The 6,487-nt window shown below is 62.0% G+C and carries 9 protein-coding genes; 6 read left to right on the forward strand and 3 right to left on the reverse strand.

The features are described 5' to 3' along the window. From HX846_RS20595 to HX846_RS20620, 6 genes are all read left to right on the forward strand, one after another. Positions 1-601: flagellar motor protein (locus tag HX846_RS20595; protein WP_178965997.1), on the forward strand; the 601-nt coding region annotated here is incomplete at its 5' end. 15 nt (positions 602-616) lie between these two features. Further along, positions 617-1,504 carry a flagellar motor protein MotD gene (gene motD, locus HX846_RS20600; protein ID WP_003210644.1) on the forward strand — a complete coding sequence of 296 codons (888 nt, stop codon included), beginning with the start codon at positions 617-619 and terminating at the stop codon, positions 1,502-1,504. A gap of 51 nt (positions 1,505-1,555) precedes the next feature. Further along, positions 1,556-2,344, forward strand: coding sequence for a ParA family protein (locus HX846_RS20605; RefSeq protein ID WP_003210643.1), 789 nt, complete (start codon positions 1,556-1,558; stop codon positions 2,342-2,344). Positions 2,345-2,495: 151 nt separating this feature from the next. Beyond that, entirely contained in the window at positions 2,496-3,287 is a 792-nt protein-coding gene (locus HX846_RS20610) for a CheW domain-containing protein (protein WP_178965998.1), read from the forward strand. Between the two features lie 73 nt (positions 3,288-3,360). After that, positions 3,361-3,846 (forward strand): chemotaxis protein CheW, encoded by a 486-nt coding sequence (locus tag HX846_RS20615; RefSeq protein WP_003210641.1) that lies wholly within the window; start codon positions 3,361-3,363, stop codon positions 3,844-3,846. Continuing rightward, on the forward strand, positions 3,847-4,242 hold the full coding sequence (locus tag HX846_RS20620; protein ID WP_003210640.1) for a DUF2802 domain-containing protein: 396 nt from the start codon (positions 3,847-3,849) through the stop codon (positions 4,240-4,242). Positions 4,243-4,275: 33 nt separating this feature from the next. Here the strand turns inward: HX846_RS20620 and HX846_RS20625 are convergent, their stop codons facing one another. The 3 genes from HX846_RS20625 to HX846_RS20635 all read right to left on the reverse strand — a co-directional run. Continuing rightward, on the reverse strand, positions 4,276-5,439 hold the full coding sequence (locus HX846_RS20625; protein WP_102604690.1) for a hypothetical protein: 1,164 nt from the start codon (positions 5,437-5,439) through the stop codon (positions 4,276-4,278). 226 nt (positions 5,440-5,665) lie between these two features. Then, positions 5,666-5,995: an EscU/YscU/HrcU family type III secretion system export apparatus switch protein gene (locus HX846_RS20630; protein WP_003210638.1), complete on the reverse strand. Its 330-nt coding sequence runs from the start codon at positions 5,993-5,995 to the stop codon at positions 5,666-5,668. Beyond that, the coding region (locus tag HX846_RS20635) for a flagellar hook-length control protein FliK (RefSeq protein ID WP_178965999.1) at positions 5,992-6,487 on the reverse strand (496 nt) is incomplete at its 5' end. The genes HX846_RS20635 and HX846_RS20630, both read right to left, overlap by 4 nt.

Raw genomic sequence — 6,487 nt, forward strand, 5'->3', positions numbered from 1 at the left:
GTTGTTGCAGTCGCCCATGAGTTCGTTCAAGCGCGCGATGCAGATCCTCATCTGGATTATCTTCCCGCCGCGTGTCGACTTGCCGGGCGGCATCGACCGCGTGGTCAACTGGAGCCTCACGGCGCGCAAGGAAGGCCTGCTCGGGCTGGAAGGCGTGGCCGATGCCGAGCCCGACAGCTACGCCCGCAAAGGCCTGCAACTGCTGGTGGACGGCGCCGAGCCGGAAGCGATTCGCAGCATCCTCGAAGTGGACTTCTACACCCAGGAAAGCCGCGACATCAACGCTGCCAAAGTCTTTGAAAGCATGGGCGGCTACGCGCCGACCATCGGCATCATCGGTGCGGTGATGGGCTTGATCCACGTGATGGGCAACCTGGCCGATCCGTCGCAACTGGGCAGCGGGATTGCCGTGGCGTTCGTCGCCACCATCTACGGCGTGGCCAGTGCCAACCTGGTGTTGTTGCCGGTGGCCAGCAAGCTCAAGTCGATCGCCCTGCGCCAGTCGCGTTATCGCGAGATGTTGCTCGAAGGCATCCTCTCGATTGCCGAGGGTGAAAACCCGCGCTCCATCGAATTGAAGCTCCAGGGCTTCATGGATTGATGGGAGGTATTTGTTGTGAGCCGTCGCCGCCGCGAGCCTGAAGAACACGTCAACCATGAACGCTGGCTGGTGTCCTACGCCGACTTCATTACGTTGCTGTTCGCGTTTTTTGTGGTGATGTACTCCATTTCCTCGATCAACGAAGGCAAGTACAAAGTCATTTCCCAGGCGCTGATTGGCGTGTTCAACGACGCTGACCGCGCCCTCAAGCCGATACCCATTGGCGAAGAACGCCCCAAGACCGTGACCCCGGCCAAGCCGCTGGTCAACGACAGCGATGAAACCGCGGCCGGCATCGGTGGCACCAGCGACCCGCTGAAAAGCATCGCCGATAACATCAGCGCGGCCTTTGGCGACCTGATCAGCTCCAACCAGATGACCGTGCGCGGCAATGAGTTGTGGGTCGAGATCGAGCTCAATTCCAGCCTGCTGTTCGCCAGTGCCGATGCAATGCCCAGCGACCAGGCGTTTACCATCATCGACAAGGTGGCGGCGATCCTGAAGCCGTTTGAAAACCCGGTCCACGTTGAAGGCTTTACCGATAACCTGCCGATCAGTACCGCGCAGTACCCGACGAACTGGGAGCTGTCTTCGGCCCGGGCGGCGAGTATTGTACGAATGCTCGCGATGCAGGGTGTGAACCCCGGGCGCCTGGCGTCGGTGGGTTACGGCGAGTTCCAGCCGGTGGCCAATAACGCCACGGCGGAAGGCCGTGCGCGCAACCGTCGGGTGGTGCTGGTGGTGTCGCGCAACCTGGACGTGCGCCGCAGCCTGACCGGTACCGGCACTGCCAATGCAACACCGGATGCCGCCTTGAAGCGGGCTGGCACACAAACTGCACCAGCGCCCGTAAAGGCGCCGGTTCGCGGGAGTGCCGTCAATTCTCCGTCACCGGCTCTATAACCCCATGCAATTTCTCGGTCGAGCCTGTGCCTGCCGGGAGGAACAATCCGAATGAGAGTCTGGGCAGTTGCCAATCAAAAGGGTGGTGTCGGTAAAACCACCACGTCCATCGCCTTGGCCGGCTTGCTGGCCGAGGCCGGCAAGCGTGTGGTCGTGGTCGACCTGGACCCCCACGGCTCCATGACCAGCTATTTCGGCTACGACCCGGATGCCCTGGAACACAGTTGCTACGACCTGTTCCTGCACAAGGGCAGCGTGCCGGCCGACTTGCCGGGGCAACTGTTGCTGCCTACCAGCAATGAAAAGATCTCGCTGTTGCCGTCCAGCACCGCCCTGGCCACCCTTGAGCGCCAGTCGCCGGGGCAGAGCGGCCTGGGCCTGGTGATCGCCAAGACCCTGGCGCAGCTGTGGCAGGACTTCGACTACGCGATCATCGACAGCCCGCCGTTGCTCGGCGTGCTGATGGTCAACGCCCTGGCCGCCAGCCAACAGCTGGTGATCCCGGTGCAGACCGAGCACCTGGCCGTCAAAGGCCTGGAGCGCATGGTCAGCACCCTGGCGATGATCAACCGCTCGCGCAAGCAGGCGCTGCCGTTCAGCATCGTGCCGACCCTGTTTGACCGCCGTACCCAGGCGTCCCTCGGCACCTTGCGGGTATTGCGCGATGCTTATCCGGACACCATCTGGCAAGGCTACATCCCAGTGGACACGCGCCTGCGAGATGCGAGCCGGGCAGGGCTGACGCCGTCGCAGTTCGACGGCAAGAGCCGTGGGGTGCTGGCGTATCGGGCGTTGCTCAAGCACCTGTTGTCCCAGCAACTTGTGGCGCAGGTGGCGTGATGATCATAAACAGCCCTGTAGGAGCCTGGCTTGCCAGCGATGCAGACGCCGCGGTTTTCCTGACCAAACCGGCTCTCGATTCAAGTCCGGACACTCACAGGCCGATAACCTCTGAATACAGGGTTGATGGGGCTTGCGCGTGGGCATACAGATGAACCGTCCCGTTGATTTCAAGACCCGGCCGCAACTGGCGCTGGAGTCCTACCTGGACGCCTTGCTCCAGGACGCCACCGAGGACATGCCGGAACCGATTCTGATCCTCGATGAAGTCATCGAGCCTGAACCTGCTGCCCTGGACGAGTTTCAGTTGGCGGTCCTGGAAGAGCAGGCCCGTGATGCGTTGGTGGTTCCAGTTGCCGTGCCGGTGCCTGTCGCACCGCTGGTGATCGCGCCTGTGGTGGTCGAACCGGTGGTTGAGGTTCACCTCCCGCCGAGCATCACGCCGCCGCCGGTACAGGGCGACGGTCGCCCGGTGTGGGCTGCGGAGCCGTTCGAATGTTTGCTGTTCGATGTCGCCGGGCTGACCCTGGCGGTGCCGCTGGTGTGCCTGGGGTCGATCTACTCCCTGGAAGGCCAGGAGTTGACGCCGTTGTTCGGCCAGCCGGATTGGTTCCTCGGGATCCTGCCGAGCCAGCAGGGCAACTTGAAGGTATTGGACACCGCGCGTTGGGTGATGCCCGACCGCTACCGCGATGACTTCCGCCAGGGCCTGCAATACGTTATTTCGGTCCAGGGCTACGAGTGGGGGCTGGCGGTGCATCAGGTCAGCCGCTCATTGCGCCTGGACCCGAACGAAATCAAATGGCGCAGCCACCGGGGCCAGCGGCCATGGCTGGCGGGCACTGTGATCGAACACATGTGCGCGTTGCTGGATGTCGCCGAACTGGCGGAGTTGATTGCCAGCGGCGCGGTAAAAGCCATGCCGCTGAACAAACGCACTTGATAACAAGCAGCAGCGCTAAGGCGCTGCCCAAGAACACACACCGTAACCAACGGTATTTGAAGGGGTCTGGAGTATGAACAAGTCAGTGTCCGCACAAGGTCTGGTGGATGATCCAATCCTGCAATGGGTCACCTTCAAGCTGGACAACGAGTCCTATGGCATCAACGTGATGCGTGTGCAGGAAGTGCTGCGCTACACCGAAATCGCTCCGGTTCCGGGTGCCCCAAGCTATGTGCTGGGCATCATCAACCTGCGCGGCAACGTGGTGACCGTGATCGACACCCGCCAGCGTTTTGGCCTGGTGCCGACCGAAGTCAACGACAACACCCGCATCGTGATCATCGAAGCCGACAAGCAAGTGGTCGGGATCATGGTCGACAGCGTGGCTGAAGTGGTTTACCTGCGCCAATCCGAAGTCGAGACTGCGCCGAACGTCGGCAACGAAGAATCGGCCAAGTTCATCCAGGGTGTCTGCAACAAGAACGGCGAACTGCTGATTCTGGTTGAGCTGGACAAGATGATGAGCGAAGAAGAGTGGCAGGACCTGGAGAATATCTGATTGTTTCTTGAGGTAGCGGTGATCGTCCTGGCCATCCTTTGGGCCGGGACCCTGGGCTTCCTGCTGCGTTATGTTCGCCAGCAACGGGAATTGGCCACTCGACAAGTCGAGCGCGACGCTGTGCGCGACCGGCGGATCCTGGAGCTGGCCAAGCGGGTCGACCACTTCCAGCAAAGTGCGGTGCGTGTGGGTGATGAAGTGCACGAGCTGCGTTCGGTGCTGGCGCCGTTGCCGGACAAGCTGTCGGCACTCGAGCAGCGTGACCCGTCGAGCCTCTCATTCGCCCAGGCGGCGAAGCTGGTGGGCATGGGCGCCACGGTGGATGAGCTGACCCAGTCCTGCGGGTTGACCCAGGCTGAAGCGCAGTTGATGAGCCGGTTGCACAAGGACAGCTGAAGGTTACGAGCTGCAAGCGGTATTGCTTGCAGCTTATAGCCGGTGCCGGTTGCTCAGCCATTCGGCCATGGTCGAGTCCTCCAAAGCATATTCACCACGGTTGGCTTTCCAGACCAACTCCTTCTCCCGCAGCACTTCCAGTGCTTTCTGCACGTTTGGTGTGCTGGCGTTCGGCTCGACCTGGGCCTGTTCCAGCTTGCGGTTCACATCCTGGAAGGTTTTCTCCGCAAAAGGCGAGAATGCCTGCTTGCCCAGGGTTCGTTCGCCCATCACTTCAAGTACCGCCTGTTGCAGCGGCGAGAGGTCGTTGTAGGCGCTCTCGTAGTCGCTCCAGATGCCGGCCTGGTGATTGAGTGCCCCGGTCCTCAGCAACTCGCCAAGGTTGCTGGCCTCGCCAAGACCCACGCTCACTTCGGTCAGTAGTGTGTTGAGCATTTCCGGGCGCCGGCCAACGAGCTGGAAGGCATAGTCCATGTCCTCCAGGTTGAACTGGTTGGTCGCGGCCAGGCGCTGGTTCCAGAGGTCCGTCACGAACTCGACGAAATCCCGGCTCAACAGCGGGAACGGCGTGATATGGGCGCCGAAGAACGGTTGTTTGCTCTTGAGTACCAGGTTGGCCAGTTTGTCCCGGCTGGAGCCGGTGAAGACCAGGCGCAGGCCATCTGCCGTGCTGCTGCCGTTGAGATGATCCCGTGCCGCCTTGAGGGCGAACATGGCGTTCACCCCACCTTCGCTGTTGAGGGCGTGCTGGGCCTCGTCCACGATCAGCACGATCATTTGCCCCGAGACCTGGTGCAGCACGTCCAGGGCGTGGCTGAGCGTGGTGCCGGCGGGCAATTGCGGTTTGGTGAAGTCCCAACTCAAGGTGCGCAGCAGGCTGATCTTGTCGATACCGGCTTTCTTGGCCGCCTTGCTCACTGCGCTTTCGAACTCGCCCAGGGCTTTGCCGATGGCGCCGGAGATCAGTTCAGCGGGGTCGACTTCGCGGTTCATCCACAGGTCCACGTACACCGGCAGCCAGCCCCGGGCCTTGCACTCGGGGATAAGGTCGTTGCGCAGGAACGTACTCTTGCCGGTACGGCGCGGAGCCGCGAGGAACATGCCGGAGCTGTAGTCGGCAAATGACTCGCCTGCCAGATCACGGGCGAGCGCTTCGGCGAGTAGCTTTCGACTGAGAATCGGGCGGGTAGGGCTCATGGGTTTATCCTGAACTATCGGGTTCGAGATAATCTATACCTCGAAAGATATAATTGCTATACACCACCCACCGCAACTGATCATTCCCACGCTCTGCGTGGGAATGCATCCCGTGACGCTCCGCGTCACCCCTGCGCAAGACTTGAACGTTGCAGCGCCGGTTGGACGCGGAGCTCCGAGGCGGCGTTCCCACGCAGAGCGTGGGAACGATCAGCCGGCTCCCACCTTAATAATCGTCGCCTCTTTCCGTCACATCCCGCTCCACCGGCCCCGCGTCCGGGTCGTAGCCCACCGGGAACTTGCCCTTCAGCGTCCAGGCAAACGCGATGATCTCGGCGACGGTGCGGTACAACTCTTCCGGGATGCTGTCGCCCAACTCCATGCGTGCCAGTAATTTGACCAGCTCGGCATTTTCGTAAATCGGGACTTCGTTCTCCCGGGCCAGCTTGAGGATGGCTTCGGCCAGGGCATCGTCGCCCTTGGCGGTCAGGGTCGGCGCTTGTTGCCCGTCGTATTTGAGGGCGATGGCCTGGCGGGGCGGGTTGGGGTTTTTCATGCGGTTTCATCCACCCAGCGTTGTTCAAGCCCGGTTTTCGGGCCCCGTGGCGGGGTACCGAGGTGGCAGTCGAGGTCGCCGACGTTGAGTCCCGACGACACCAGGCGCTCGCGCAGGCTGCCCAGGTGGCTTTCGATCAGGCTGGCGGTGAAGGGCCGGGTCGCCCACAACTGGCTCGACAGTTTGCCCTGGCTCAGTTGCGCCTGGACCTGCAACGGGCCGAGCGGCTCCATGTCGAGCGCCATTTCCACGCGCCAGAGCATTTGCTTGGGATCCTTGCTGTCCTTGCGTTCCGGCTGTTCCTTGTCGGGCGCCGGTTCTTCCCGCTGGAACTTGACCTGCAACGGCACGATGTCCTGCAAGGTGCGCATGGGGATTTCCAGCTGCCAGGTGGTCAAGAGCTTGCCGTCGGCGGTGGTACCGGTCTGCTCCAGGCTCGACAGCTGATGGCTTTGCAGGCGGGAGATGGCCCCGGCGGCCAGGCGCAGCAGG

Origin of the sequence: Pseudomonas sp. K5002 (assembly GCF_013386655.1) — a bacterium.
Lineage (GTDB): Bacteria > Pseudomonadota > Gammaproteobacteria > Pseudomonadales > Pseudomonadaceae > Aquipseudomonas.